The following is a 23,949-nucleotide window of genomic DNA, read 5'->3' as shown; positions in this document are numbered from 1 at the left end:
CATGCCCATCACCCGCCGACAGCTCCTGCTTCGTTCATCCGTCCTGCCGCTGGCCAGCCTGGGCCTGACCGGCTGCGCCACCGTCGACAGACCCAGCGTGCAGGCGCGGCTGCAGGGCCGCTCCATCACCGTCATCAGCACCGTGGGCACCACCCTGCGCCTGTCCTGGCGCGGCACCACGCCGTTCAACAACGAATTCGGCGAAGCCTTCGTGCCGGGCTGGGGGCTCAAGGAGCAGCTGGAGAACAGCACGGTGGAACTGCTCAAGGCCTCGGGGCGCTTCTCCAGCGTGCAGCGCGTCACCATCACCTCGACCCGCCGCGAGGAAGCGCTCAAGGAGCTGAAGGAACTCAGGACCCCCACCGACCACGTGCTGCTGCTCTCGGCCGCACCCTCTGGCGACAGCCTCTGGGCGACCCGGGAGGGCTTCAATGGTTTGGGCATCGCGCAGCGCAGCATCGTGCGGGTCAACACCGAATCCGCCGCGCACGTCTCGTTGCGCGCCGACCTGCTGGTGCCCAGCACCTTCGGCGCCGTGCTCGGCGAGGCCACGGTGCACACCGCCCAGCGCGTGCCTGCGCCCGCCCTGCTGACCGGCCCGCGGCTCAACGACGACGTGGCCGCCGCGGCGCGGGAGTCGCTCAAGGTGCAGGTGGACGCGGCGCTGCAGAGCCTGGTGAGCCAACTGGGGCTGGGCAAGGCGGTGGCGCCTGCTCCCGCGCCGGCGCCAACTGCGGCTCCTGTCGCTCCACCCGCGGTGGCGCCGGCGGCGCAGCCCGCCAGACCATCGGCCAGCGCCTATCCGGTGGCACCTGCAGCGGTGGAGGGGCGGGGGATTCCTGGGCCGTCGGGAGCTGCCGACTCAAGACCTTGAGGGTGGCGGCGTGTGTGCTTCCGTCTGACCATCGGGGCGGACGAGACGGAACTGAAACTGGATAAAGAAACGATGAAAAAACTGCTCTTGGCGATGTGTCTGGCTGCTTCTGCGATCCTCGCAGGGTGTGGGTCTGTCGATCCCTTGCGGATACGGTCGCAAGTGGGAGACAAGGGTTTGGTCGTGGTGGTGAGGGTTCCCAACGAGCTGTCGCTGTCCTGGGTGGGGACGACGCCTTTGAACAATGAGTCTGCCGTTCATTCGGACCCGGACTGGGCCATCAAACATTGGATCGAAGAGCGCAGCGTCGCCGTGCTGCGTCAGGCTGGTCGGAAGGCCCGTGCCCTTGTTCTTCAGCCGGGAGCACAGGTCGGCCTTGCCCAGATGATCGACACGACCAACGAGGTCGTGTTGGTCATCGCTCCAGGCTATGGGCCGGACAAGGTGTTCAACCGACCGCCCTACGTCAGCGGCATCGGGCTTCGTCAGCACACTTGGTTTGGCATGGAGGCTGCATCTGCAACCTACGTCCAACTGGATGCCCGCATCCTGAATCCGTCCCACCCACAAGAGGTTCATATGGTGTCTTCGGAGAGCTTCCAGCGCCTTCCTTTTGTGGCACTTGAGAAAGGGCCCACCCTTCACCCCAGGGTGGATGGGGCTGTTCGCGATGCGATACGCGTGCAGATTGATGGCGTGGTGTTGGATCTGATCGGAAGGTTGGGCTTGTTCGAGGGACCTATTGACAGCACGTCCCCAAGGCTACCGCCAGCGCACACGGGGCCCCGGGGCTAGAGCGTTCACCCCGCCCCGCCAGCCCACCCTTCGCAGCGTCTCCACCCGCTCCCGGTTCACGCCAAAATCCTTGCGCCCCACGCGCGAGGCCGAGCGCACCTGCACCACCTGGTTCACCGGGTCGACCCAGCGGTCGAGGTCATCGAAGAACTCCATCCAGCGCGTGGTGTTTTACAAATTCCCCCACGGCCCTGACAAACTCGTCCACCTGGTCCTGCATGATGAAGTGACCGCTGTTTTTGACAACGACATGCATTGACTGGGTGGACAAGCTGGCCAGTTCGGCCTGTTCGGTCTGGCGAATTCGGGCGAGTGCTCTCTCTGTTTCGATGTCTTGGCCAGATTTCTCGGCGTCGCGCGTGACCAGGCTCTGGTCCACTAGGTTGCCGGCCGTCAGCACCAGCAAGGGAAGCCTTCCCAAGCTGGCTGGAGGAGGTGTGGTTGCGCTGAGGCTTTGGCGCATGACGGCCATTTCATGGACCACTGCGCGCGCGGTGTCCGTTCGGTTCTGCACAGCGGTTTTCGCCGCCAGCACATCCGGTGGCAACGGGGAAGGTCTGCGGTCGGCGTCGGCCAGGCCCATCAGCCTGACCAGGCCGATGCGGGACAAGGGCTCGGCAATCGCCATCTGCACGGCTTGCGTCAGATACGCCCATGCGGCATGCGGATACTGGTGCAGAGGGCCTTGCTCATGGGCCGAATCGACCAGGACCATGCCGCGCGTCTCCCCGGGAAACAGCCGGTGAAACGCGCGCACGTAAATGCCTCCACGGGAGTGCCCGACCAATACATAAGGCGGAGAAATGCCCGCGTTGTTCAGCAGCGCATGCAGATTCCTGGCCACGTCGTCGACCTGGATGGGCGCATTGATCAGATCGCTCCAGCCAAGCCCTGGACGGTCATATGAGCAAACCCGCAGGTTCTGCGCCAGCCTGGGTTGAACCAAAGACCAGCTCAAAGAGCTTTCACCCAGCCCAGCCTCCAGAACGACGGTTGGAGAACCGGAGCCGATGCAGAACAGATGGAGGTTGAATCCATTGACTGGAATCATGCGCCCCGGGGGCGGGAATTTTTTCAGATCCGCGGCAGTCTTTTGCGATTGATAGACGGCGCCGGCCAGCACGGCCAGGCATGCGGTGCCCAGCGCGAAGACGAGGAGGCGAAACCGCTGGAGGAAGGCCCAGTTCTTGAGGTTGGACATGATGTGCTTGGTGCCATGGGGTGCGGCTGCCGGGTAGCGCCGGCTACGACCATTGGGCGAGCCTTCTTTGAATGCGTGAACAGAACGCTTCGACCTCATTGGGAGAGAGGCGCTCCGCCTTGTAGAGCGACAGCATCTCGAACCGGCATGCGGGCGCGCATGTGCCAATGAGCGCCGTTTTCAACACCCGTTTCACAGGCTGCCGCAACAGCAGGCGGTCCACCCACCACGGGGAACCCAGCGACGTGATGGCAAGCGCTCGCCGCAACTTGAGGAGCCTTGGCGTGATCGAGCCCAGATCGGTGCCGTGGTCGTAGGCAATGCCAGGCGCCCAGACGCGGTCGAACCACCCCTTCAGGATGGCCGGGAAGCCAAACCACCAAGTAGGAAACACCAGCACGAGCGCTTCAGCGGAGAGCAAATGCGAAACCTGAGGCTGGACGGCCGAGGAATCAAACGGGAGGTGGTAGTAGCTCTGGCGCTCACTCGCGGTCAGCGAAGGCGAGAACTCGTTCTGATAGAGAGGTTCGACCTGCACCGTGTGCCCGGCTTCGGTCAGCGCCTGGATGGCGCACTGAGCCAAGGCATGGCACAGGCTGTCGGCGACAGGGTGCGCGACCACGACAAGACAGTTCATGTGGAAAAGGGCCTCCGCGAAACGGTGCTCATGCAGGGCGACATGCGCTTCGGGTCGTGGCCCGGGTTCACCCCTTCCCCGCCAACCCCGCCCGCAGTGCCTCCACCCGCTCCCGGTTCACCCCGAAGTCCTTGCGCCCCACGCGCGAGGCGGAGCGCACCTGCACCACGTGGTGGACCGGGTCGACCCAGAGTTCGATGTCGTCGATGAACTTCATCCAGCGCGTGGTGCACTGCGCGTACAAGTAGCCGTCGCCGTTGTCCCGGACGATCTTCACGCCTGGCATGGCTTGCAGCTGCTGCCGCAGGCGGGCCAGGGTGGAAGGTCCGTCGCCTTGGATCGGCAGCGGCGCGATCTCGGCGTAGGCGCGCATCGGGTGGTCGGGGTGGAGCGCCGCCTGGCTGCTGACGCTGTTGGGTGTGGTGGACGGCGGTTTGAGCCGGCCATCCTTCACGCCCAGGTCGTCGGGCATGCGCCCGCCGAGCAGGCCCAGCTGTCCGGCCAGCACGGCGGCAACGGCCAGCGCCAGCAGGGCGAACACGATCCACTTGAGCCGGGCCATGCGGAACCTCCGGGTGATTGAAGCGGCCCATTGTGGCGCCAAGTCCAGAATGAGGCCTATGAGCGCCCAGCGGAAAAAAACCGATCCCCTCACACGCCGCCGCCCTCGCCAGGTGCGGGCGCACGAAACCGTGGCCGTGATCCTGGAGGCGGCCTGGCGCCAGCTCCAGCAGCAGGGACTGGCGGGCTTCAACACCAACCGGATCGCCGAGCGGGCGGGTGTGAGCATCGGCACGCTGTACGGCTACTTCCCCAACAAGCAGTCGATTCTGGTGGCGTTGGCGCGCCGGCTGCTGCAGGCGGACCGGCAGGCGGTGGCGGATGCGCTGGAGGCCGGGGCGGCGCAGGACGCAGACCCTGTGCGTGCCATCGTCCGTGTGCTGTTCCAGCGCCACCGGCAGGATGCCGGCCTGCGCCGGACCTTGCTGAGCGCCTACATCGGTGCCGGCCTGGCGGGCGACGACGCCGATCAGGTGCGGGCGCAGGTGGGGCACATCGTGTCGCACCCCCGCGGTCCGCTGGCGGGCCGTTCCCTGACCGATGCGCAGCTGTTTGTCATCTCGCGCGCCGTGCTGGGGATCGCCCGGGCCTTGACCGAAGACGCGGGGGCACTGCCCGCGTCCGACCAGGCGCTGGAGGACGAAGCGGTTCGCCTGGTCCACGCTTACCTGGCCGTTGCCGCGGGCGGAGGCTCGCCGGCGGCGAGCGCCAGCAGCGTGGCGAATACAGCGTCCTCGGCCGTCAGGATGGCGGGCTGGCCGTAGTCCCCGGCCGTCATGGCCACCACCAGGTCAAGGCCAGGAACCACGAAGAGCCGCTGCCCCCCGTTGCCGATGGCCTGGACCACCGCCCACGATCGACCCGCAGCGGGTTGTTCGCTGGTCCACCACTGGAAGCCGTAGCCGAAGCGGTCGCTGGCCCGGATCTGGGCGGTGGTGGTGGCCCGGACCCAGGCCGATGGCACGACCTGCCGTCCTTGCCATTGCCCGCCCTGCAACACCAAGGTGCCGATCTTCAGCAGATCGCGCGGGCGCAGGCGCAGGCCGGCGTGCGCAACGGCGCGGCCCCGGAGGTCACGGCCCCAGGTCCAGGTCTGTATGCCGAGCGGCTGGAACAGCTCGGCATCGACCACCTCGTTCCACGGGCGGCCGGTGGAGCGTTCGATGACGTCGACCAGCACCGACGTCAGCCCGCCGCTGTAGACGAAGGTCTGGCCCGGGCGGGCCACGACCTCGCGCCCGAACACGGTGGCATAGAAAGAGCCCGTCCAGGTCAGGGGCGTCTGGTCGTCATCGGATGTGCGTCGCACGGGAGACGGTTCGTCCCACGCCAGGCCGGCGCTCATCGTCAGCAGGTCCCGGATGCGGATCGCGTTTTTCGGCGGTTGATCGAGCGCCGGATGGTCGGGGTACAGCGACGCAACCGTCGTGTCCAGGTCCGGGACTTCCTGGCGCGCCAGCAGGACGCCGTACACCAGGCCGACCACGCTCTTGCTGATCGACCGCATGTCGTGCAGGTCGTCGGGGCCGAAGTGCCGACAGGACGACCAGAGGCTGTACAGCCCCCGGTCCTGCCCGCTGCGGTAGCGCTCGGCGACGAGGCGGTCCCCGCGCAGCACCAGCACGCTGTGGATGTTGAGTCCTTCCGCATCGATGCGGTTCAGCACCCGGTCCCAGTCCGCCTCGGACGCCTGCGCCGGCAGCAAGGTGGCCAGCATGACGAGGATCAGGGCGCTGAACCAGGTGCGGAGGCAGAAGGGGTGGGGCGGTCGCATCGCAAGATTCTCCGCAGCGGGTTTCCGCCCGACTACTCGCATGAAGCAGCGGCGGACCGAATGCCCCGGCTGCAGAAAAATGTTCAGCGAATCAAGGACTTGCGAGACCGTGATGGGGTTGAACGGAGGGCCACCGGCTGGTCAACTCGGGTTTGTTGCGCTCATGGGCCGCCCCGATCGCGCCACTCCCCCGGCGCCACCCCCGTCCAGGCCTTGAATGCGCGGATGAAGCTCTTCTCGCTCTGGAACCCCGTGGCGGCGGCGATCTGCTTGATCGGCCGGCGGGTGCGCTGCAGCAGGTCGATGGCGCGTTCGCGCCGCACCTCGTCCTTCAGCGCCTGCAGCGTGGCGCCTTCTTCCTTGAGCTGGCGGTGCAGGGTGCGCGCCGAGGTGTGCAGCAGTGCGGCCAGGTCGTCGGCGTTGTGGGCGTCCAGCGGCTGGGTGGTGAGCACCTGCCGCACGCGCTGCACCAGCAGGCGGTCGCGCCGGTAGGGGCGCACCTGGATCGGCAGCGCGCGCTGCAGCATCTGGTTCATCGCGGCCTCGTCGCGCTTGATCGGCAGGGCGAGGTAGCGGGCGTCGAAGCGGATCGCCGTGGCGTCCGCCTCGAAGCGGGTCGGCCCGTCGAACAGCACGCGGTAGGCGTCGGCGTGCGGCGGCGCGGCGAACGGAAAGCTCGCGCCCAGCAGCGGGATGCGCGAATCGACGAACCAGCAGGCCAGGCCGTGCACGTTGCGCAGCACCGAGACGAAGCAGAACTCGCGCAGCGAACCGTCGCCGCCGGGCGGTCGGTGTTCGGTGAGCACGATGCGGGCCTCGTCGCCCCCGGTCTCGACGGCCAGCGTGATGTCGCGGGTGAGCAGGCCGTGGTGGCGGCACCAGCGCTTGAGGGCCACGCCCAGCGTGGGGGCGGAGAGCGAGGCGCGGGCCAGCAGGCCGTAGCTGCCCCAGGGCAGGGGGCGGCCGAACCAGCCCAGGGCCTCGTCGTCGAGCGCCTGCATCGCGGCGGCCGACAGCCACTCCATCTGCAGGGCGGTGATGCGGGCATCGGGCTGCTGGATGTCCGATGGCGCGATTTGTGCAGCTTCGAGCGCCGCGTGCGGGGACAGCCCGCGCAGCGCAAAGGCGTGGGCAATCGCCTTGACAAAGGCCATGGGGGTGGCCGCCACCAGGGGCCGGTGGGTGGGGGCTTTGGGGCGCGGGGCAGGCATGGCCGGAGTCTGCCATGAATGGCAAGATCGATGGCGCGATTTGTGACCTGTTTGCCCGCCCGGAAAGCGGGGTGGGCCGCTATGCTGGGGGCCGGATTTCGCCTGGACGCCAGAGGAGACAACCCCATGGACATGACATTGAGCCACGCCGCAGGCCGCACCGACGTGCCCCTGATCGAGCAGACCATCGGCGCCTTCTTCGACGCCATGGCCGCGCGCCAGCCGCAGCGCGAGGCGCTGGTGAGCGTGCACCAGGGGCGGCGCTACACGTATGCCGCGCTGGCGGCCGAGGTGGACCGGCTGGCGAGTGCGCTGCTGGGCCTGGGCCTGCAACCGGGCGACCGCATCGGCATCTGGTCGCACAACAACGTGGAATGGGTGCTGATGCAGCTGGCGACCGCCAAGGTCGGCCTGGTGCTGGTCAACATCAACCCGGCCTACCGCACGGCCGAGCTGGAATACGCGCTCAACAAGGTCGGCTGCAAGGCCCTGGTGTCCATGGCGCAGTTCAAGACCAGCGACTACCTGGGCATGCTGCGCGAGCTGGCGCCCGAGCTGGCGACCGCCGCTCCCGGTGCGCTGCAGGCCCGGCGCCTGCCCGAGCTGCGCACCGTGGCCTGGATCGACGTGGCGGGCGAGGGCGCCGAGCAGCCGGGGATGATGCGTTTCTCCGCGCTGCTGGCCAGTGGCCAGGTGGGCGACCCGCGCGTGTCGCAGGCGGCGACCGGCCTCTCGCCCAACGACCCGATCAACATCCAGTTCACCAGCGGCACCACGGGCTTCCCCAAGGGCGCGACGCTGACCCACCGCAACATCCTCAACAACGGCTTCTTCATCGGCGAGTGCATGAAGCTCACGCCCGAGGACCGGCTGTGCATCCCCGTGCCGCTGTACCACTGCTTCGGCATGGTGCTGGGCAACCTGGCCTGCTTCACGCACGGCAGCACCATCGTCTACCCCAGCGACGCCTTCGACCCGCTCGCGGTGCTGCAGACGGTGCAGGCCGAGCGCTGCACCGGTCTGCACGGCGTGCCCACCATGTTCATCGCCGAGCTGGACCACCCGCGCTTCAGGGAGTTCGACCTGCACACGCTGCGCACCGGCATCATGGCCGGCTCGCCCTGCCCGGTGGAGGTGATGAAGCGGGTGCAGGCCGACATGCACATGGGCGAGGTGACGATCGCCTACGGCATGACCGAGACCAGCCCGGTGAGCTGCCAGAGCAGCACCGACACACCGCTGGACAAGCGCGTGTCCACCGTGGGCCTGGTGCAGCCGCACCTGGAGGTGAAGATCGTCAACCCCGAGACCGGCGCCACCGTGCCGCGCGGCGAACGCGGCGAGTTCTGCACCAAGGGCTATTCGGTGATGCACGGCTACTGGGGCGACGAGGCGAAGACGAAAGAAGCCATCGATGCTGACGGCTGGATGCACACCGGCGACCTAGCCACCATGGACGACGAGGGCTACGTCAACATCGTTGGCCGCATCAAGGACATGGTGATCCGCGGCGGCGAGAACATCTACCCGCGCGAAATCGAAGAATTCCTCTACCGCATGCCGCAGGTGCAGGACGTGCAGGTGGTGGGCGTGCCCGACCCTAAGTACGGCGAAGAACTGTGCGCCTGGGTCATCGTCAAGCCGGGCCAGAGCCTGGACGAGGAGGCTGTGCGCGCCTTCTGCAAGGGCCAGATCGCGCACTACAAGGTGCCGCGCTACATCCGCTTCGTGGAGGCCTTCCCGATGACGGTGACCGGCAAGATCCAGAAGTTCAAGATCCGCGACGCCATGAAGGACCAGCTGGGGCTGGCCGAAGCCAAAACAGCCTGAGAGCACACCATGCCCGCACTCGAGACCAAACTCAACGCCCGCTCCGCCGACTTCCAGGCCAACGCCGCCGCCATGCGCGCGGTGGTGGACGACCTGAAGGCCCAGATCGAGAAGGCCACGCTCGGCGGCGGCGAGGCCGCCCGTGCCAAGCACACCGCGCGCGGCAAGCTGCTGCCGCGCGACCGGGTGCAGATGCTGCTGGACCCGGGCACGCCCTTCCTGGAGCTCAGCCCCATGGCCGCGCACGCCATGTACAACGGCGACGCGCCCTGCGCCGGCGTGATCGCGGGCATCGGCCGCGTCAGCGGCGTGGACTGCATGATCGTCTGCAACGACGCGACGGTGAAGGGCGGCACCTACTACCCGCTGACCGTGAAGAAGCACCTGCGCGCCCAGGAAGTGGCGCAGCAGAATCACCTGCCCTGCATCTACCTGGTGGACTCGGGCGGCGCCAACCTGCCGAACCAGGACGAGGTCTTCCCCGACCGCGACCACTTCGGCCGCATCTTCTTCAACCAGGCCAACATGAGCGCGCAGGGCATCGCGCAGATCGCGGTGGTCATGGGCTCGTGCACCGCGGGCGGCGCCTACGTGCCGGCCATGAGCGACGAGACCATCATCGTCAAGAACCAGGGCACCATCTTCCTGGGCGGCCCGCCGCTGGTGAAGGCCGCCACCGGCGAGGTGGTGAGCGCCGAAGACCTGGGCGGTGGCGACGTGCACACGCGCCTGAGTGGCGTGGCCGACCATCTGGCGCAGAACGATCTGCACGCCATCGCGCTGGCGCGCCAGGCGGTGAAGAACCTCAACGCCCGCAAGGTCCCGCCGATTGCGACCATCGACCCGGTGGCGCCGCTGTACCCGGCCGAGGAGCTCTACGGCGTGATCCCGACCGACACCCGCAAGCCCTTCGACGTGCGCGAGATCATCGCCCGCATCGTGGACGGCAGCGAGTTCGACGAATTCAAGGCGCGCTTCGGCACCACGCTGGTCTGCGGCTTCGCGCGCATCGAAGGCATGCCGGTCGGCATCATCGCCAACAACGGCATCCTGTTTTCCGAATCGGCGCTCAAGGGCGCGCACTTCATCGAACTGTGCTGCCAGCGCAAGACGCCGCTGGTGTTCCTGCAGAACATCACCGGCTTCATGGTCGGCCGCAAGTACGAGAACGAAGGCATCGCCCGCAACGGCGCCAAGATGGTGACGGCCGTGGCCACCGCCGCGGTGCCCAAGTTCACCGTCATCATCGGCGGCAGTTTTGGCGCCGGCAACTACGGCATGTGCGGCCGCGCCTACAGCCCGCGCTTCCTCTGGATGTGGCCGAACGCGCGCATCAGCGTGATGGGCGGCGAGCAGGCCGCGAGCGTGCTGGCCACGGTCAAGCGCGACGGCATCGAGGCCAAGGGCGGCCAGTGGAGCGCCGAGGAAGAAACCGCGTTCAAGGCCCCCATCAAGGAGCAGTACGAGGTGCAGGGCCATCCCTACTACGCGACCGCGCGGCTGTGGGACGATGGTGTGATCGACCCGGCCGACACGCGGCGCGTGCTGGCGCTGGGGCTGAGCGCGTCGCTGAATGCGCCCATCCCCGAGACCAAGTTCGGCCTGTTCCGCATGTGAGCGCCATGGACGCGCACACCCACTTCCTGCAGCTGGCCCGCTACAACGTCTGGGCCACGCGCCGCCTGGTCGAGGCCGTGGCGGCCGTGTCCGAGGCCGATTACCGCAAGGACTGCGGCCTGTTCTTCCGGAGCCTCCACGGCACGCTCAACCACCTGCTGGTGGGCGAGCACATGCTCTGGTACCCGCGTTTTGCCCGGGGTGTGTCGCCCAGGGTGGAACTGAACGCCGAGGTCGAACCCGACCGCGACCGCCTGGGCCAGGCGCTCAAGGGCGGCGCCGCCAACTGGCTGCCGCTGATCGAATCCTGGCCGGTCGAGCGCTTCGACGGGGTGCTGAACTACACCAACATGCGCGGGCAGGCGATGTCGCTGCCGTTCGCGGCCACGCTGGCCCATGTGTTCAACCACGGGACTCACCACCGCGGCCAGATCACGGCCGCGCTCACGGCGCTGGGCCGGCCGTGCCCTGAGCTGGACCTGGTGTACCTGTTGCAAGAGGAATCCAAGGCATGACCCAAGCACTGACTGTGGCGGTCAGCGACCGCATCGCCCGCATCACGCTCACCCGCCCCGAGGTGCGCAACGCCTTCAACGACGCCGTGATCCAGCAGCTCAAGGCCGCGTTCGAATCGGTCGGTGCCAGGGGCGACGTGCGCGCCGTGGTGCTGGCCGCCGAAGGCCCGGCCTTCTGCGCCGGGGCCGACCTGAACTGGATGCGGCGCATGGCCGATTACACGCGCCAGGAAAACATCGCCGACGCCGGGCAGCTCGCCGCCATGCTCAAAACCATCTACGAATGCCCGAAGCCCACCATCGCCGCCGTGCAGGGCGATGTGTTTGCGGGTGGCATGGGCCTGGTCGCGGCCTGCGACATGGCGGTGAGCGTGCGCACCGCCACCTACTGCCTGAGCGAGGTGAAGCTGGGGCTGATCCCGGCCACCATCAGCCCCTATGTGATCCGCGCCATGGGCGCGCGCGCCGCGCACCGCTACTTCCTCACCGCCGAGCGCTTCAGCGCCGAAGAGGCGCACCGCATCGGCTTCGTGCACGAGCTGGTGGACGCCGATGCGCTCGATGCCAAGGTGGCCGAACTGGCGCAGGCCCTGGTGAGCGCCAGCCCGGCGGCCGTGCGCACCTGCAAGAAGCTGGTGCAGGACGTGGCCGAACGCACCATCGACGCGCAGCTCATCGCCGCGACCGTGGAAGGCATCGCCGACATCCGCGCGAGTGACGAAGGTCGCGAAGGTGTGGCGTCTTTTCTGCAGAAGCGCAAACCCGCCTGGCTGGCGGGGTAATCTGGTCCTTTCCCTTCAGGAGGACAGCCCATGGACGCGATCTGGAACAGCTTTGTCGAGTGGCTCAGGGGCTTTGGTGTCCAAGCCGGGCAGCAGGCGGCCGAGGCCGGCGCGCAGATCGGCAGCCAGGTCGCCGAGGGCGTGGGCGCAGCCGCCAGTCGCCTGGACATGACCAGCCTGCTCGCACTGGCCGCCGCGCTGGGCTGGGCCAGCGGCTTCCGGCTCTACGCCGTGGTGTTCCTGGTCGGCTCCATGGGGCTGGCCGGCTGGATTCCGCTGCCCGAGGGCCTGCAGGTGCTGCAGCACCCGGCGGTGCTCGCGGTCAGCGGCGCGCTGCTGTTTGTCGAGTTCTTCGCCGACAAGATTCCGGGCCTGGATTCGCTGTGGGACATCGTCAACAGCGTGGTGCGCATCCCCGCCGGCGCGGCGCTGGCCGCCGGTGTGTTCGGCGCCGACAACGCCACCATGGCCGTGGTCGCCGCACTGATGGGCGGCACACTGGCCGCCAGCAGCCAGGCCGCCAAGACCACCACGCGCGCGGCCATCAACACCTCGCCCGAGCCCTTCTCCAACGTGTTCATGAGCCTGCTTGAAGACGGCCTGGTGATCGGCGCCGTCTGGCTGGCGACCAACCACCCAGTCATCTTCGGCATCCTGCTGCTGATCGCGCTGGTGCTGATGTGGGTCGTCACCTGGATGCTGTTCAAGTTCCTGCGCGCGGCGTTCCGCCGGCTGCGCCATCTGTTCTCCCCCGACTCTGCCTCTGCCTAGGAAAAGCCGCATGTTCTCCAAGATCCTGATCGCCAACCGCGGTGAAATCGCCTGCCGCGTCGCCGCCACCGCCCGCCGCCTGGGCGTGCGCACCGTGGCCGTGTATTCCGACGCCGACGCCAACGCGAAACACGTGGCCGCCTGCGACGAGGCGGTGCACATCGGCGGCAGCGCGCCCAAGGAGAGCTACCTGCAGTGGGAGCGCATCATCGCGGCGGCCCAGGCCACGGGCGCACAGGCGATCCACCCCGGCTACGGTTTCCTGAGCGAGAACGAGGCCTTCGCCGACGCCTGCGCCCAGGCGGGGCTGGTGTTCATCGGCCCGCCGTCCTCGGCCATCGAGGCCATGGGCCTGAAGGCCGAGTCCAAGCGCCTGATGGAGCAGGCCGGTGTGCCGCTGGTGCCGGGTTACCACGGCACCGACCAGGACCCGGCGCTGCTGCAGCGCGAGGCCGACCGCATCGGTTACCCGGTGCTGATCAAGGCCAGCGCGGGCGGCGGCGGCAAGGGCATGCGCGCGGTCGACAAGGCCGAGGACTTTGCGGCGGCGCTGGCGTCGTGCAAACGGGAAGCCATCAACAGCTTCGGCAGCGACGCGGTGCTGATCGAGAAGTACGTGCAGCGCCCGCGCCACATCGAGATCCAGGTGTTCGGCGACACGCACGGGAACTGCGTCTACCTGTTCGAGCGCGACTGCTCGGTGCAGCGTCGCCACCAGAAGGTGCTGGAAGAGGCGCCCGCCCCGGGCATGACGCCTGCGTTGCGCCAGCAGATGGGCGAGGCGGCGGTGGCCGCGGCCAAGGCGGTGAACTATGTGGGCGCCGGCACGGTGGAGTTCATCGTCGAGCAGCCCGGTGGTTACGACCACCCCGAACAGATGAAGTTCTACTTCATGGAGATGAACACCCGTCTGCAGGTGGAACACCCGGTGACCGAGGCCATCACCGGCCTCGATCTGGTGGAGTGGCAGCTGCGCGTCGCGTCGGGCGAGCCACTGCCGCTGCAGCAGCACGAGCTGAGCATGCAGGGCCACGCCATCGAGGCGCGCATCTGCGCCGAGAACCCCGACAACAACTTCCTGCCCGCCACCGGGCGCCTGGACGTGTACCGCAAGCCCGCGCACGTGGCGTTTGAACGCGGCGGCGTGCGCTTCGACGACGGCGTGCGCGAGGGCGACACCATCAGCCCGTTCTACGACTCCATGGTCGCCAAGCTGATCGTGCACGGCGCCAACCGCGCCGAGGCGCTGGCGAAGCTGGACGCGGCGCTGGTGCAGACCCGCATCGTGGGCCTCGCGACCAATGTGCAGTTCCTGCGCCACGTGGTGCGCAGCGGCGCGTTCGCCTCCGCGCAGCTGGACACCGCGCTGATACCGCGCGAAGCCGCCGTGCTGTTCAAGCAGGACAAGGTGGGTCTCGGCCTCGCGGTGGCCGCCGCCGTGGCCCAGACCCTGGTGCACGAGAAGGCCGGGGAGGATGCCGACCCCTTCTCGCGCACCGACGGCTGGCGCCCGTTCGGCCTGACCCAGCGCCGCTTCGACTTCGAGTACCTGGGCGAGCCCCTGACGGCGAAACTGACCTACGGGCACGACGGCGCGCTGCAGCTGGCCGTGGGCGGCGTGGCCAGCCCACTGGTCTTTGGCGCGCTGCCCGTGGACAGCGGCACGGCGGTCGACCTGCGTTTCAACGGCCAGCGCCAGACCGTGCAGTGCTGGCAGCTCGGCGAGAGCGTGCACCTGTTCTGCGACCTCGGCGCCACCGTCATCACCGAGCTGGACGCGCTGGCCCACGCCGGCGAGACGGCGGCCGAGGGCGGGCGCCTGACCGCGCCCATGCCGGGCAAGGTGGTGAGCTTCGCGGTCAAGGCCGGCGACATGGTGAAGAAGGGCCAGCCGCTGGCGGTGATGGAGGCCATGAAGATGGAACACACCATCGCCGCACCGGCCGACGGCACGGTGGCCGAGCTGCTGTTTGCACCCGGTGACCAGGTGGCCGAGGGCGCGGAACTGCTGAAGCTGCAGGCCGCCTCCGCGTGACCACAGGGTTATGCGGGGCTGGGTAAGCTCGGCGCATGAACATCACTTTCTGCTGCACCGACACCAAGGCCGAACCCTGGCTGGAGGGCCTGCGCGCGGCGCTGCCCGGCGCCACCGTCGAGGTCTGGCAACCCGGCGCGCCCCAGGCCGACCACGCGGTGGTCTGGGCCCCGCCCCAACAGTTTCTGGACGAACAGCCGGTGCTCAAGGGCCTGTTCAACATCGGCGCCGGTGTCGATGCCTTGTTGAAGCTGCGCCTGCCGGCGGGCGCGAAGGTGGTGCGCCTCGACGACGCCGGCATGTCGGTGCAGATGGCCGAGTACGTCTGCCACACGGTGATCCGCCACTTCCGCGAGTTCGACGGCTACGAGGCCGACGTGAAGGCCGGCCAGTGGTCGTTCCGCAAGCCGCGCGAACGGCGCGACTTCCCGGTCGGCGTCATGGGTCTGGGCGTGCTGGGCGAGCGTGTGGCCCGGGCGCTGCGGGTGTTCGACTTTCCGGTGCACGGCTGGAGCCGCACGCCCAAGGCCGTCGAAGGCGTGGTCACGCACAGCGGCGAGGTTGGCTTCGAAACCTTTTTGTCCCACTGCCGCGTGCTGGTGAACCTGCTGCCCCTCACGCCCGACACGCGCGACATCCTCAACCGCAGGACGCTGGGCCGCCTGAAGCCCGGTGGCTACCTCATCAACGTGGCGCGCGGCGCGCATCTGGTGGAGGACGACCTGCTCGCCCTGCTGGACAGCGGCCAGATGGCCGGCGCCACGCTGGACGTGTTCCGCACCGAGCCGCTGCCGGCGGCGCATCCGTTCTGGCAGCACCCGAAGATCACCGTCACACCCCACACCTCGGCGCGCACGCTGCGCGACGAGAGCATCGCCCAGATCGCGGGCAAGATCCGCGCCCTCGAAGCCGGCCAGCCCATCGCCGGTGTCGTGGACCCGGTCCGCGGCTATTGAAAAAGAACCACACCATGAACATCCCTTCCCAGGTCCGCCTCATCGACGTCGGCCCGCGCGACGGCCTGCAGAACGAGAAGCAGCCGGTGCCGGCGGCGGTCAAGATCGAACTCGTGCAGCGCCTGCAGGCCGCGGGCCTGAAGGAGATCGAGGTCACCTCCTACGTGAGCCCCAAGTGGGTGCCGCAGATGGCGGACAACCACGAGGTGATGGCCGGCATCGCGCGCCAGGCCGGTGTGCGCTACTCGGTGCTCACGCCCAACCTCAAGGGCTACGAGGCGGCGGTGCCCGACCGGCCCGACGAGATCGTGGTGTTTGGTGCGGCCAGCGAGGCCTTCAGCCAGAAGAACATCAACTGCTCCATCGCCGAGAGCATCGAACGCTTTGCACCTGTGGTCGCGGCGGCCAAGGCGGCCGGCATCGCGGTGCGCGGCGCGATGAGCTGCACCGTGGGCTGCCCTTACGAGGGCGACATTGCACCGTCGCGTGTCGAATACCTTGCGGGGCTGATGAAAGGCATCGGTGTCGAGCGCGTGGACGTGGCCGACACCATCGGCGTGGGCACGCCGCGCAAGGTGCAGGCCGCCATCGAGGCGACGCTGCAGCACTTCGGCATCGACCACATCAGCGGCCACTTCCACGACACCTACGGCCAGGCGCTGTCCAACACGCTGGCGGCGCTGGAACTGGGCGTGTGGAACTTCCAGTCGTCGGTGGCTGGGCTGGGCGGCTGCCCCTACGCCAAGGGCGCCACCGGCAACGTGGCGACCGAAGATGTGGTCTACCTGCTGCACGGCATGGGCATCGAGACCGGCATCGACCTCGACAAGCTGGTCGACGCCGGCCAGTTCATCAGCGGGCACCTGGGCCGGCCCAGCGGCTCGCGCGTGGCGCGGGCGCTGATCGCGAAAAGGGCAGGGTGATCGCCATGGATTTCAGTGTCTGGCTGGCTTTTTTTGCGGCGTCCTGGGTGATTGCCATTTCGCCGGGCTCCGGTGCGGTGCTGTCGATGAGCCATGGCCTGGCCTACGGGGTGCGCCAGACCAGCACCACCATCGCCGGCCTGCAGCTGGGCCTGGCCGTGATCCTGCTGATCGCCGGGGTGGGTGTGGGCGCGCTGCTGCTGGCCTCGGCGACCGCGTTCACCGTGGTCAAGGTGGTGGGGGCGGCCTACCTGCTCTACCTCGGCGTGAAACAATGGCGCGCGCCGGTCGCGCAGCAGGCCCCCGCCGCAGGTGAGGCGCTGGTGAAGCACCCGGGACTGCCCACCGTGCGCGAGCGGATGCTCACAGGCTTCATGACCAATGTGACCAACCCCAAGGGCATTGTGTTCATGGTGGCGGTGCTGCCGCAGTTCATCGACCCGCACCGGCCGCTGTGGCTGCAGCTGCTGATCCTGCTGGCCACCTCGGTGGGGGTGGACCTGGTCGTGATGCACGGCTACGCCTTCCTCGCCTCGCGGGCGCAGCGCTGGCTGGCGACGGCGAAGGCGCGGCGCGCACAGAACCGCGTGTTCGGTGGCGTGCTGATGGCCATGGGGGCCAGCCTGCTGCTGGTGCGCAAGGGCGGCTGAGGCCGCTACCATCGCGGGCCATGAACCTGTCTGTTTCCGAACCCCTGCCACCTGGCGTGCAGCGCGTGACCGAGGTGCTGGCGGCGCTGGGTCACCCGCATGCGCCGGTGATGCTTGACGACGCGGCCCGCACCGCGCAGCAGGCCGCCGACGCGCTGGGCGTGGCCCTGGGCCAGATCGCCAAGAGCATCATCTTCCGGCGCAAAAACCACCCGTCCGGCGACGACGCAGCCGTGCTGGTCATCACCTCGGGCGACCTGCGAGTCGACGAGAAAAAGGTCCAGGCCATCGTCTGCGCCGAGGGCGGCAAGCTCGGCCGCGCAGACGCCGATTTCGTCAAGGCCAAGACCGGTTTTTCCATCGGCGGCGTCTCTCCGCTGGCGCACGCCGAGCCGCCGGTCACGCTGATCGACGACCAGCTGTTCCGCTTCGACGTGATCTGGGCCGCGGCCGGTCATCCGCACGGCGTGTTCCGCCTGAGCCCCGACGACCTGAAGCGGCTCATCGGCGCCCCGGTGCTCGATGTGACCGCGCCCCCTTCCCCCTGAACCTTTCAAGATGTTCAAGAAACTCTTCGGACGCCGCGAGGCCCCGCCACCACCGCGCCCCAAACCCCTGATCAACCTCGAAGACGCGCGCGCGCGCCACCTTGATCCCGAGGTGCCTTCGCCCTGCATCTCGGTCTGCCAGATGAATCCGGCCACGGGCCTGTGCAGCGGCTGCTACCGCACGGTGGAAGAGATCGCGGGCTGGGGCCAGGCCGGCGAGGCCCAGCGGTTGGCGATCTGGGAGCGAATCGAGTCGCGCCAGGTGCCTCGGACCCTCACCTGACCACGCCCTTTGCCATGGCCGCCACCCTGCACGAGATCGACTTTTTCTACGACCCGATTTCGCCCTACGCCCACCTGGCCTTCGAGCGCCTGCCGCAGGCCCTGGAGGGCCTGAGCGTGGTGGTGCGCTACCGCCCGGTGCTGTTCGCGGCGCTGCTCAAGGCGCACGGGCAGCTCGGCCCGGCCGAGATCCCGTCCAAGCGCGACTGGACCTACCGCCAGGTGCTCTGGCTGGCGCAACACCACGGCCTGCGGCTGGACCTGCCGGCCATGCATCCCTTCAACCCGCTGCCGCTGCTGCGCCTGGGGCTGTGCACCGCCACCGACGATGCGCCCGGCCAGACCAACCGGTATGTGACCGAGTTGCTGTTCCACCACGTCTGGCACGGCGGTGCCGACCCGCTCGATCCTGCCCGGCTGCAAGCCCTGCAATCGCAGCTGCGGGACCACATGCGGCAGCGCGGCAGACCCTGGAGTGAACCCGACAGTGACGTGGTGAAGCAGCGGCTGCGCGACAACACCGACGAAGCCCTGGCACGGGGCCTGTTCGGCGTGCCGTCGATGGTGGCGGGCGGGCGGGTGTTCTGGGGCCTGGACGCGCTGCCCATGCTGCGCGAGAGCCTCGATGGTGCGGCCTGGTTTCAGGGGGACGCATGGGAGGCGGCACACCGCCTGCCGGTGGGTGTTCAGCGCAAGGCCTGAAGCGGCCTCGTTGATCTCGCGCAGAGTCGCCCGCGAGGGATGCCACTAATATGGTTGCAGTCGTGGGCGCACCCGGCGCCCGGACCTTCTGCGAAATGCGTTCACCCACAAGGAGACCCGACATGTTCAAGAAAATCCTCGTTCCCACCGATGGTTCCGCGCTCGCCCTGCGGGCCGCCTCCACCGCCGTCCAGCTGGCCAAGGCCCACGGTGCCGAAGTCATCGGTGTCTACGTCATCGATCCGTTCCCCTACATCGGCATCGGTGATGCCTCGGCGGCCGGCCTGCAGGCCTACCTGGCCGAGTCGCGCAGCGTGGCGGGGCAGGCGCTGGACGCGCTGGGCAAGGTTTTTGCCGCCGAAGGCGTGCGGTTCGCCGGCGACACCATCGAGCGCAACGTGGTCTACGAAGGGGTGATCGAGACGGCGCAGGCCGAAGGTTGCGACCTCATCGTGATGGCCTCGCACGGCCGGCAGGGCGTCAAGGCGCTGGTGCTGGGCAGCGTGGCGCAGAAGGTCCTCACGCACACCCGCCTGCCGGTGCTGATCGTCAAGGACTGAGGGCTCAGCGGCCGCCTTTTCGCACCAGGCGGCTGGCCTGGGCGTGCGCGCAACCGACGAGTTTGTCACGCGATGTAACTTGTTCGAATGCTGTAACGGCGGTCGGATCGGTTGCTTCGCGCGCGGGGTTCCGCCGCCTACATTGGCGGCCCATGAACGCCATTCCCCTCCTTTTCGGACCGTCCGGGCGCCTGTGCGGGCGCGTGCCGTGGCTGCGGCTGCCGTGGCTCGCTGTAGCGATGGCGCTCGCCGCCTGCGGCGGTGGCGAAACCGGCTCCGGCGCAGAGCAGGCGTCCGTGCGGACGATGCCGTCTGCCAGCATCCCCGTGACGGAAAGCCTTGCGGCCGGCGAGGACGAAGACGCCGTCCTGTTGTCCGATCCGATCTCGCCCGGACGTTCCGCGGTGGGCGGCTCCGCCGACGGCGCCCGCACTCTTTCGGCGCCCAAGGCGCTGATGACCCAGGCGGACGCGGTCCGACTGGCAAACCAGGCGACATTTGGTCCCACCGAGTCGCTCGTGGCGCTGCTTCGTGAGTGGGGTGCGGCGGGATGGATTGCAGACCAGATGAGTGAGCCTCGCCAGGGCCTCAGAACCATTCCCAGCGGTGTCCGCGGGGTCATCACGGTGCAACATCCGCGGTCCCGCTACACCAGTGGCGGCACCAATGCCGTGCACAAGCACACCAGCCAGAGCGTGGACTTCTGCGACACCCGCGGCGACCAGTGCTGGCGCGACTGGAACTCGTCCACGCCCCTGGTCTGGGACTTCTACCGCCATGCGGTGACCGGCCGGGACCAGCTGCGGCTGCGGGTCGGGCTGGCGCTGCAGCAGATGCTGGTGGTGTCCAACTACGAGGTCAGCGGGACCTACGGATTGCGCAACTACCACAACATGTTGCTGGACCATGCGTTCGGCAACTACCGCGACCTGCTGCGCAAGGTCATCCTGTCGCCGGTCATGGGCGACTACCTTGACCATGTCAACAACGACAAGGACGCGCCCAACGAGAACTTCGCACGCGAACTGCTGCAGCTGTTCTCACTGGGCACCTGCCTGCTCAACCAGGACGGAACCCTGCAGGGCGGCGGCTGCACGCCCACCTACGACAACGAGCGCGTGCGGGCCTATGCCCATGCGCTCACCGGGTGGACCTACCCCCCCGGAGGCGCGACGCCCTGGGGCTGCTGGCCCCGGGGCTCCAACTGCCAGTTCTACGACGGCGACATGGTGTCGGTGGCGTCGTTCCACAACACCTCGGCGCGCAACCTGCTGTCCGGCGTGAGCCTGGCCTCGGGCAACACCGCGCCGGCCGCCCTGGAAGCGGTGCTCGACAGCATCATGGCCCACCAGAACGTGGCCCCGTTCGTGGCCCGGCACCTGATACAGCAACTGGTCACGAGCAATCCGAGTCCGGGCTATGTGCAGCGGGTGGCGACGGCGTTCAGCACCGGGCGGCATGGCAGCTTCGGCGCGGGCAGAAAGGGCGACCTGGCCGCCACCGTGGCCGCGGTGCTGCTGGACACGGAAGCGCGCAACCCGCCAGTGGCGAGCTCGGCCGGCCGGCTGCGCGAACCCATCCAGCTGTTCACCGGCGTGTTGCGCGCGCTCAACGGCCGGACGGATGGCGAGGCGCTGGGCTGGTGGTGGGGTGAAGACATGCGCCAGCACGCCTTCCGCCCACCGTCGGTGTTCAACTTCTACCCGCCCGACTACCCCGTGGCCGGGACGGCCCTGGTGGGGCCGGCGTTCGGCATCCACAACGCCAACACCGCGCTCAACCGGATCAACTACGTCAACTACCTCGTCTTCTGGAACGGTTCCGGCCCCAGCGCGACGGTGCCCGGCGCGGTGGGCACCCGGGTGGACCTCAGCCGGTTCGAGGCGGACGCGGGCGATGCCGCCAGACTCGTGGACCGGCTGTCCCTGCTGGCGCTGGGCGAGCCGCTGCCCTCGGGGTCTCGCACGGCGGTGATCACCGCCGTCAACGCGTTTCCTTCCCGGACCTCCAGCGAGCGGATCAACCGGGTGCGCCAGGCCGCTTTCCTGGTGTTCGCCTCGCCCCAGTACCACCTGGTCCGCTGAAGGGATGTGACCGACATGAAACGACCACACACATCGCCATCCATGCCGATGGGCCGGCGCCAGTGGCTCCGCTGGGGCGGAGCCTCGCTGGCGGGCGCGCTCGGGGCGGGCAGCCTGTCCGCCCTGCTGCAGAACCCGGTGAAGGCCCAGTCCGACGGTTACAAGGCTCTGGTCTGCATCTTCCTGTACGGCGGCAACGACGGGCAGAACACGGTCGTGCCGACCGATGCCACGCGCCACGGCCAGTACGCCGCCGTGCGGGGCACGCTCGCCCTGCCGCGCAACAGCCTGGTGCCGCTGGCGGGCACGGACGTGGGCCTGCACCCGTCCATGGCGGCGCTGGCGCCCGTGTGCAGCGCGCGCAAGATCGCTGCCGTGGCCAATGTCGGCCCGCTGTTCGGGCCGCTCACCAAGACCGAGTTCCGCGGCCTTCCGGGCACCTCGCCCTGGATCCCGGACAACCTGTTCTCTCATTCGGACCAGCAGATCGAGTGGGAAGCCGCCAGCGCCCGCTCGCTGGAGCGCACCGGCTGGGGTGGCCGTGCGACCGACACCCTGGGCACCACCAACCCGGTGATCTCGGTCGGCGGCAACGGCCATTTCGGGCTGTCGGCCCTGGGCACGCCGCTGGTGTTGCCGGGGCCGGGTGGCAATTTCGGGGTACAAGGGCTGGAGGGCACCTCGGGGTCCACGGTCGCACGAAAGACCGCGCTGGAGGCGCTGTACCAGACCGGCAATCTGGGCAGTTCCAATGTGCTCCTGGACGCCTACGCGCAGCAGCAGCGCACCGCGTTCGAGATGTCGTCCCGGCTGGGCGCCATCGTGCGCGTCAGCCCCAGCCCGGCAGCGCCGACCCTGATCGACACGGCCTTCGCACCCCTGACCAATGCGCAGGGGGCGATTGGTACCGACCTTGGCCGCCAGCTCTACCAGATCGCCAAGCTGGTGGCCGGGCGCGCCACCGTGCAGGGGGACCGGCAGATCTTCTTCGCCCAGCAGGGTGGCTACGACACCCACAACGAGCAGATCGCCGCGGACAGCCTCAGCGGCGTTCACGCGCGTCTGCTGCAAGGCCTGGCCGACGCCATGGCCTGCTTCTACAACGCGATGGCGGCCATCGGCATGGGCAACAACGTGACCCTGTTCACCCAGAGCGACTTCGGCCGCACCCTGGTGCCCAACAGCAGTTCGGGCACCGACCACGCCTGGGGCAACCACCACCTGGTGATGGGCGGCGCGGTGCAAGGCGGTGCCGTCTATGGCAGCTATCCCGAGCTGGTGCCGGGCGGCCCCAACGACGTTGGCGTGCATTCCTGGGAGTTGCACGGGCGGTGGATTCCCACCACCTCGGTCGACCAGTACGCGGCGACCCTGCTGCGCTGGTTCGGCGCCTCGGACCCGCAGCTCAACGCCATCCTGCCGAACCTGACCAATTTCAGCACCAGGAACCTCGGTTTCCTGGGCTGAGGGGGCTCAGCGGCGGAACTTGCCGCCGCTGTCGATGATGGACAGGTCGACGAATTCCAGACCGGTGTGGTCGGCCGGTGCAAAACCCACTTCGAGGCCGCCGATGTCCAGCCTGGACAGCCCTTCCAGCGCGTCGCGCAGCTTGGCCCGGGTCGGGTTGGCGCCCGCGCGCTGCAGCCCCGCGACCAGCACCTTGGCGGCCGCGAAGCCTTCCAGCATCGCCGGGCTCACGCCATCCAGGCCCTTGGCCTTGGCCAGGTCGGCCGCCTCCTTCACCATCGCCACCGACAGCGAGCGTTCGTAGGGAAAGACCTGGGTGACGATGGTGCCCGGAGCGTGGGGGCCCAGGGACTTCACGAAGCCGGCAGAGGCGTTGTTGGAGTTGGTGATGATCTGCGCGCGCGAACCGGCCTTGCGGATGGCTGCCACGCCGTCGGCCACCGCCACGCCCGAGCCGATGAACAGCAGCGCCTGGGCGCCCGAGCTGGCGACCCTGGGTGCGATGGCGCTGAAATCCCACTGGGCGCGATCGAACTTCTCGACGAAGAGCGGGCTCTTGCCCACAGAGGAGAAGCCCTTCTGGGCGCCTTCGAGCAGGTCGGCGCCGAAGCTGTCGTCCACGTGCACCACCCCGATGCGGTCCATGCCGATCAGGCTCAGGTGCTGCACCGCACGCTCGGCCTCGCGCTGGTAGGTGGCACGCACGTTGAACAGCCAGGGGTGGACCGGCTTGTGCAGCGCCATGGCGCCGGTGGAGGGGCCGACCAGAGGCAGCTTGGCGTCCGCCAGCACCGGCAGGATGGCCTGGGTGTGTGGCGTGCCGCGGTTCAGGAACAGGCTGACCACCTGCTTGTCGTCGGCCAGCGTCCTGGCGTTCTCGGCCGCCAACTTGGGGTCGAACTTGTCGTCCAGCGAGACCAGCTCGATCTTCTCTCCGTTCACGCCGCCCTTGGCATTGACGGCGTCGAAGTAGAGCTTGGCGCCATCGGTGGTTTCCTTCACCCCGGCGGCCACCGGCCCGCTGAAACCGGCGGTCTGGCCGATGCGGATCTGCGACCAGGCCGCAGCGGGGAAGGCCAGTGCGGCGACGAGGCCCAGGGCGCCGAGGGTCCGGCGCGGTGTTCTTTTGCTTGTCATTCGTTTGTCTCCTTGGTGTTGTGCGCGCCAGTCTAGG

25 protein-coding genes are annotated in these 23,949 nt (G+C 68.5%); 18 read left to right on the top strand and 7 right to left on the bottom strand.

The window, feature by feature from the left end; genetic code table 11:
* Position 1: 1 nt before the first annotated feature.
* Together RCO38_RS05180 and RCO38_RS05175 are read left to right on the top strand one after the other, a co-directional pair.
* Entirely contained in the window at positions 2-874 is an 873-nt protein-coding gene (locus RCO38_RS05180; RefSeq protein WP_308327212.1) for a hypothetical protein, read from the top strand.
* Positions 875-946: 72 nt separating this feature from the next.
* A complete protein-coding gene (locus RCO38_RS05175) occupies positions 947-1,669 on the top strand; it encodes a hypothetical protein (protein ID WP_308327211.1) in 723 nt (240 codons plus the stop codon).
* Here the strand turns inward: RCO38_RS05175 and RCO38_RS05170 are convergent.
* The 4 genes from RCO38_RS05170 to RCO38_RS05155 all read right to left on the bottom strand — a co-directional run bounded on the left by RCO38_RS05170 (position 1,637) and on the right by RCO38_RS05155 (position 4,069).
* Positions 1,637-1,825 carry a DUF1499 domain-containing protein gene (locus tag RCO38_RS05170; RefSeq protein ID WP_308327210.1) on the bottom strand — a complete coding sequence of 63 codons (189 nt, stop codon included), beginning with the start codon at positions 1,823-1,825 and terminating at the stop codon, positions 1,637-1,639. The genes RCO38_RS05175 and RCO38_RS05170 overlap by 33 nt on opposite strands.
* Positions 1,809-2,870 carry an alpha/beta fold hydrolase gene (locus tag RCO38_RS05165; RefSeq protein ID WP_308327209.1) on the bottom strand — a complete coding sequence of 354 codons (1,062 nt, stop codon included), beginning with the start codon at positions 2,868-2,870 and terminating at the stop codon, positions 1,809-1,811. Before RCO38_RS05165 ends, RCO38_RS05170 begins: the two co-directional genes overlap by 17 nt.
* 43 nt (positions 2,871-2,913) lie before the next feature.
* Positions 2,914-3,507, bottom strand: coding sequence for an NAD(P)H-dependent oxidoreductase (locus RCO38_RS05160; RefSeq protein ID WP_308327208.1), 594 nt, complete (start codon positions 3,505-3,507; stop codon positions 2,914-2,916).
* 67 nt (positions 3,508-3,574) lie between these two features.
* Positions 3,575-4,069 carry a DUF1499 domain-containing protein gene (locus tag RCO38_RS05155; RefSeq protein WP_308327207.1) on the bottom strand — a complete coding sequence of 165 codons (495 nt, stop codon included), beginning with the start codon at positions 4,067-4,069 and terminating at the stop codon, positions 3,575-3,577.
* A gap of 58 nt (positions 4,070-4,127) precedes the next feature.
* Between RCO38_RS05155 and RCO38_RS05150 the strand changes: the two genes are divergently transcribed.
* Positions 4,128-4,832 (top strand): TetR/AcrR family transcriptional regulator, encoded by a 705-nt coding sequence (locus tag RCO38_RS05150; RefSeq protein ID WP_308327206.1) that lies wholly within the window; start codon positions 4,128-4,130, stop codon positions 4,830-4,832.
* On the opposite strand, the gene RCO38_RS05145 is transcribed toward RCO38_RS05150, so the two are convergent.
* Both RCO38_RS05145 and RCO38_RS05140 read right to left on the bottom strand, forming a co-directional pair.
* Positions 4,733-5,842 (bottom strand): serine hydrolase domain-containing protein, encoded by a 1,110-nt coding sequence (locus RCO38_RS05145; RefSeq protein WP_308327205.1) that lies wholly within the window; start codon positions 5,840-5,842, stop codon positions 4,733-4,735. The two genes, RCO38_RS05150 and RCO38_RS05145, sit on opposite strands and share 100 nt — an antisense overlap.
* Positions 5,843-6,003: 161 nt before the next feature.
* Positions 6,004-7,053 (bottom strand): AraC family transcriptional regulator, encoded by a 1,050-nt coding sequence (locus RCO38_RS05140; protein ID WP_308327204.1) that lies wholly within the window; start codon positions 7,051-7,053, stop codon positions 6,004-6,006.
* A 132-nt stretch (positions 7,054-7,185) separates the two neighbouring features.
* Here RCO38_RS05140 and RCO38_RS05135 point away from each other — a divergent pair, with 132 nt between their 5' ends.
* The 15 genes from RCO38_RS05135 (at position 7,186) to RCO38_RS05055 (ending at position 22,775) form a co-directional block, all read left to right on the top strand.
* Positions 7,186-8,883: an AMP-binding protein gene (locus tag RCO38_RS05135; protein WP_308327337.1), complete on the top strand. Its 1,698-nt coding sequence runs from the start codon at positions 7,186-7,188 to the stop codon at positions 8,881-8,883.
* A 9-nt stretch (positions 8,884-8,892) separates the two neighbouring features.
* Positions 8,893-10,500 carry a carboxyl transferase domain-containing protein gene (locus RCO38_RS05130; protein WP_308327203.1) on the top strand — a complete coding sequence of 536 codons (1,608 nt, stop codon included), beginning with the start codon at positions 8,893-8,895 and terminating at the stop codon, positions 10,498-10,500.
* A 5-nt stretch (positions 10,501-10,505) separates the two neighbouring features.
* The gene (locus RCO38_RS05125) at positions 10,506-11,015 is read left to right on the top strand and encodes a DinB family protein (protein WP_308327202.1); all 510 of its coding nucleotides are present in this window, start codon (positions 10,506-10,508) and stop codon (positions 11,013-11,015) included.
* Entirely contained in the window at positions 11,012-11,797 is a 786-nt protein-coding gene (locus RCO38_RS05120) for an enoyl-CoA hydratase/isomerase family protein (protein ID WP_308327201.1), read from the top strand. The genes RCO38_RS05125 and RCO38_RS05120 overlap by 4 nt, the downstream gene beginning before the upstream one ends.
* Positions 11,798-11,827: 30 nt before the next feature.
* Positions 11,828-12,568: a DUF4126 domain-containing protein gene (locus RCO38_RS05115; RefSeq protein WP_308327200.1), complete on the top strand. Its 741-nt coding sequence runs from the start codon at positions 11,828-11,830 to the stop codon at positions 12,566-12,568.
* A 10-nt stretch (positions 12,569-12,578) separates the two neighbouring features.
* Complete coding sequence (locus RCO38_RS24245; RefSeq protein ID WP_374694508.1) at positions 12,579-14,603, top strand: acetyl/propionyl/methylcrotonyl-CoA carboxylase subunit alpha; 2,025 nt, start codon at positions 12,579-12,581, stop codon at positions 14,601-14,603.
* Between the two features lie 35 nt (positions 14,604-14,638).
* A complete protein-coding gene (locus RCO38_RS05095; RefSeq protein WP_308327199.1) occupies positions 14,639-15,559 on the top strand; it encodes a 2-hydroxyacid dehydrogenase in 921 nt (306 codons plus the stop codon).
* A gap of 14 nt (positions 15,560-15,573) precedes the next feature.
* Complete coding sequence (locus tag RCO38_RS05090) at positions 15,574-16,482, top strand: hydroxymethylglutaryl-CoA lyase (protein WP_308327198.1); 909 nt, start codon at positions 15,574-15,576, stop codon at positions 16,480-16,482.
* A 5-nt stretch (positions 16,483-16,487) separates the two neighbouring features.
* A complete protein-coding gene (locus RCO38_RS05085; protein ID WP_308327197.1) occupies positions 16,488-17,132 on the top strand; it encodes a LysE family transporter in 645 nt (214 codons plus the stop codon).
* Positions 17,133-17,152: 20 nt separating this feature from the next.
* Positions 17,153-17,680 carry a YbaK/EbsC family protein gene (locus RCO38_RS05080; protein WP_308327196.1) on the top strand — a complete coding sequence of 176 codons (528 nt, stop codon included), beginning with the start codon at positions 17,153-17,155 and terminating at the stop codon, positions 17,678-17,680.
* A gap of 10 nt (positions 17,681-17,690) precedes the next feature.
* Entirely contained in the window at positions 17,691-17,963 is a 273-nt protein-coding gene (locus RCO38_RS05075; protein ID WP_308327195.1) for a DUF1289 domain-containing protein, read from the top strand.
* Positions 17,964-17,989: 26 nt separating this feature from the next.
* Positions 17,990-18,664 (top strand): 2-hydroxychromene-2-carboxylate isomerase, encoded by a 675-nt coding sequence (locus RCO38_RS05070; protein WP_308327335.1) that lies wholly within the window; start codon positions 17,990-17,992, stop codon positions 18,662-18,664.
* A 122-nt stretch (positions 18,665-18,786) separates the two neighbouring features.
* A complete protein-coding gene (locus tag RCO38_RS05065) occupies positions 18,787-19,224 on the top strand; it encodes a universal stress protein (RefSeq protein WP_308327194.1) in 438 nt (145 codons plus the stop codon).
* 152 nt (positions 19,225-19,376) lie between these two features.
* Complete coding sequence (locus RCO38_RS05060; RefSeq protein ID WP_308327193.1) at positions 19,377-21,308, top strand: DUF1800 domain-containing protein; 1,932 nt, start codon at positions 19,377-19,379, stop codon at positions 21,306-21,308.
* A 15-nt stretch (positions 21,309-21,323) separates the two neighbouring features.
* Positions 21,324-22,775, top strand: a complete 1,452-nt coding sequence (locus RCO38_RS05055) for a DUF1501 domain-containing protein (RefSeq protein ID WP_308327192.1) — start codon at positions 21,324-21,326, stop codon at positions 22,773-22,775.
* Between the two features lie 6 nt (positions 22,776-22,781).
* On the opposite strand, the gene RCO38_RS05050 is transcribed toward RCO38_RS05055, so the two are convergent.
* Entirely contained in the window at positions 22,782-23,912 is a 1,131-nt protein-coding gene (locus RCO38_RS05050; RefSeq protein ID WP_308327191.1) for an ABC transporter substrate-binding protein, read from the bottom strand.
* Between the last annotated feature and the right edge of the window lie 37 nt (positions 23,913-23,949).

The organism is Hydrogenophaga pseudoflava, assembly GCF_031020795.1.
Taxonomy (GTDB): domain Bacteria; phylum Pseudomonadota; class Gammaproteobacteria; order Burkholderiales; family Burkholderiaceae_C; genus Hydrogenophaga; species Hydrogenophaga pseudoflava_A.
This window is presented reverse-complemented; position numbering and strand designations above follow the sequence as displayed.

Bases quoted from the DNA above. Each gene is read 5' to 3' on its own strand.
- RCO38_RS05165 (WP_308327209.1), bottom strand. From the start codon at position 2,870: ATGTCCAACCTCAAGAACTGGGCCTTCCTCCAGCGGTTTCGCCTCCTC.
- RCO38_RS05130 (WP_308327203.1), top strand. From the start codon at position 8,893: ATGCCCGCACTCGAGACCAAACTCAACGCCCGCTCCGCCGACTTCCAG.
- RCO38_RS05060 (WP_308327193.1), top strand. From the start codon at position 19,377: ATGAACGCCATTCCCCTCCTTTTCGGACCGTCCGGGCGCCTGTGCGGG.
- RCO38_RS05065 (WP_308327194.1), top strand. From the start codon at position 18,787: ATGTTCAAGAAAATCCTCGTTCCCACCGATGGTTCCGCGCTCGCCCTG.
- RCO38_RS05090 (WP_308327198.1), top strand. From the start codon at position 15,574: ATGAACATCCCTTCCCAGGTCCGCCTCATCGACGTCGGCCCGCGCGAC.
- RCO38_RS05115 (WP_308327200.1), top strand. From the start codon at position 11,828: ATGGACGCGATCTGGAACAGCTTTGTCGAGTGGCTCAGGGGCTTTGGT.
- RCO38_RS05125 (WP_308327202.1), top strand. From the start codon at position 10,506: ATGGACGCGCACACCCACTTCCTGCAGCTGGCCCGCTACAACGTCTGG.
- RCO38_RS05095 (WP_308327199.1), top strand. From the start codon at position 14,639: ATGAACATCACTTTCTGCTGCACCGACACCAAGGCCGAACCCTGGCTG.
- RCO38_RS05140 (WP_308327204.1), bottom strand. From the start codon at position 7,053: ATGCCTGCCCCGCGCCCCAAAGCCCCCACCCACCGGCCCCTGGTGGCG.
- RCO38_RS05160 (WP_308327208.1), bottom strand. From the start codon at position 3,507: ATGAACTGTCTTGTCGTGGTCGCGCACCCTGTCGCCGACAGCCTGTGC.
- RCO38_RS05080 (WP_308327196.1), top strand. From the start codon at position 17,153: ATGAACCTGTCTGTTTCCGAACCCCTGCCACCTGGCGTGCAGCGCGTG.
- RCO38_RS05075 (WP_308327195.1), top strand. From the start codon at position 17,691: ATGTTCAAGAAACTCTTCGGACGCCGCGAGGCCCCGCCACCACCGCGC.
- RCO38_RS05180 (WP_308327212.1), top strand. From the start codon at position 2: ATGCCCATCACCCGCCGACAGCTCCTGCTTCGTTCATCCGTCCTGCCG.
- RCO38_RS05170 (WP_308327210.1), bottom strand. From the start codon at position 1,825: ATGGAGTTCTTCGATGACCTCGACCGCTGGGTCGACCCGGTGAACCAG.
- RCO38_RS05120 (WP_308327201.1), top strand. From the start codon at position 11,012: ATGACCCAAGCACTGACTGTGGCGGTCAGCGACCGCATCGCCCGCATC.
- RCO38_RS05050 (WP_308327191.1), bottom strand. From the start codon at position 23,912: ATGACAAGCAAAAGAACACCGCGCCGGACCCTCGGCGCCCTGGGCCTC.
- RCO38_RS05155 (WP_308327207.1), bottom strand. From the start codon at position 4,069: ATGGCCCGGCTCAAGTGGATCGTGTTCGCCCTGCTGGCGCTGGCCGTT.
- RCO38_RS05175 (WP_308327211.1), top strand. From the start codon at position 947: ATGAAAAAACTGCTCTTGGCGATGTGTCTGGCTGCTTCTGCGATCCTC.
- RCO38_RS05145 (WP_308327205.1), bottom strand. From the start codon at position 5,842: ATGCGACCGCCCCACCCCTTCTGCCTCCGCACCTGGTTCAGCGCCCTG.
- RCO38_RS24245 (WP_374694508.1), top strand. From the start codon at position 12,579: ATGTTCTCCAAGATCCTGATCGCCAACCGCGGTGAAATCGCCTGCCGC.
- RCO38_RS05085 (WP_308327197.1), top strand. From the start codon at position 16,488: ATGGATTTCAGTGTCTGGCTGGCTTTTTTTGCGGCGTCCTGGGTGATT.
- RCO38_RS05055 (WP_308327192.1), top strand. From the start codon at position 21,324: ATGAAACGACCACACACATCGCCATCCATGCCGATGGGCCGGCGCCAG.
- RCO38_RS05150 (WP_308327206.1), top strand. From the start codon at position 4,128: ATGAGCGCCCAGCGGAAAAAAACCGATCCCCTCACACGCCGCCGCCCT.
- RCO38_RS05135 (WP_308327337.1), top strand. From the start codon at position 7,186: ATGACATTGAGCCACGCCGCAGGCCGCACCGACGTGCCCCTGATCGAG.